Below are 1,787 nucleotides of genomic sequence, written 5' to 3'. Positions count from 1 at the left end.
CCATCACCCTGTTTTTGTTTATACTATCACGAGGGGATCAATAACAGAAGGACATCAAAGTGGATAAAGTCTGGTTAGAGCAATATCAAACAGGCGTTCCTTATGAAATCGACAGCAGTGAGTACTCATCTCTTGTCGCTTTATTTGAAGATTCATGTCGCCAATATTCTAAACAAATCGCTTATGTCAACTTAGATTGTGAGTTAAGTTACCGTGAACTCGAGATCAAAAGCCGTCAATTTGCAATATACCTGCAACAACTCGGTTTAAAGAAAGGTACACGTATTGCACTCATGATGCCTAATTTATTGCAATATCCTATTGCTTTGTTCGCCACCCTAAGAGCTGGATACGTCATTGTTAATACGAATCCCCTCTATACTTTGGATGAAGTCGTTCATCAGATGAATGATTCAGGAGCAGAAGTCATTGTAGTACTAGCCAATTTTGCCAAAACGGTGGAAAAAGCCTTAGAACACATGCCTACTATTAAACATGTCATTATTACTCAAATTGGCGATATTTTCCCTCCAGTCAAAAGAGTTATTGTTAATGCCGTTGTAAAATACATTAAAAAATGGTTCCCAAGTACAGCATTCCTCATGCAATTCGCTTTAATGACGCATTAGAGCGAGGGAAACATGGTCATTTACAAGAAGTAAAATTGAATCATGAAGACATTGCTTTTCTGCAATATACTGGAGGTACTACTGGGGTTGCCAAAGGAGCCATTCTCACTCATGGCAATATGGTAGCCAATGTACTGCAAGCGTCCTCCTGGATATCTCCCTTAAAAGTTAATAGCCAAGATATCATTATTACTGCACTCCCTCTGTACCATATTTTTTCTCTCACAGCTAATTGCCTCACCTTTCTGAAAGCCGGGGCCAAAAACATCTTGATAACCAATCCACGTGATATTCCTCATTTTATTGCTGAGATCAAGAATAGCGGTTTTACAGCAATTACTGGCGTCAATACCTTATTCAATGCTCTTTTAAATCACCCTAATTTCAAAGACATTGATTTTTCAAAACTCAAACTTGCCCTCTCAGGGGGGTATGGCCTTACAAAAGAGTATCTCGCTTAAATGGCGTGAGACCACTAAAACTCGTGTATTGGAAGCCTATGGTTTAACCGAGACTAGTCCTGCTGCAACGATCAATCCTATGTATTTAGAAGAATATAATGGCAGTATAGGCTTGCCTCTGCCATCGACAGATATTTCAATAAGAGATGAAATGAATCATGAAGTAGGCTTCGATAAAGCAGGTGAATTATGTATCAAGGGTCCACAAGTGATGCGCGGCTATTGGCAACGTCCAGATGAAACAGCACTGGTCTTTACTCCGGATGGTTTTTTAAAAACGGGAGATATTGCCCGCATTGATGAAAAGGGATTTATTTATTTAGTTGATCGTAAAAAGGATATGATCGTTGTTTCAGGCTTTAACGTTTATCCGAATGAAGTTGAACAAGTTATTGGCATGCATCCAGGCGTGCTTGAAGTGGGGGTCGTTGGAATCATGGATTCTGAGTCAGGCGAGCGCGTAAAGGCCTGTATTGTGAAACGAGATCCAGCGCTTACTGCAGAAGAAATCATTGCTCATTGCCGTGAGCATCTCACTGCCTACAAAGTGCCTAAAATTGTCGAATTTTATAAGGAATTACCAAAGACAAATGTCGGTAAAATTTTACGCCGAGCATTAAAAGAAAAAGAAAATAAAGAAAATGAAGAGATCAGTATCGCATAATATCTTCCCTTTAGTTTATGATCTTTGGTCGTA

1 pseudogene is annotated in these 1,787 nt (G+C 39.4%); it reads left to right on the top strand.

Annotated features, from left to right (window positions below):
* Positions 1-59 precede the first annotated feature (59 nt).
* Positions 60-1,754: pseudogene (locus BN58_RS37015) on the top strand (AMP-binding protein).
* Positions 1,755-1,787 lie beyond the last annotated feature (33 nt).

Origin of the sequence: Legionella tunisiensis (assembly GCF_000308315.1) — a bacterium.
Classification (GTDB): domain Bacteria; phylum Pseudomonadota; class Gammaproteobacteria; order Legionellales; family Legionellaceae; genus Tatlockia; species Tatlockia tunisiensis.
The sequence above is the reverse complement of the archived record's forward strand: the minus strand, read 5'-3'. Positions and strand labels throughout refer to the sequence as shown.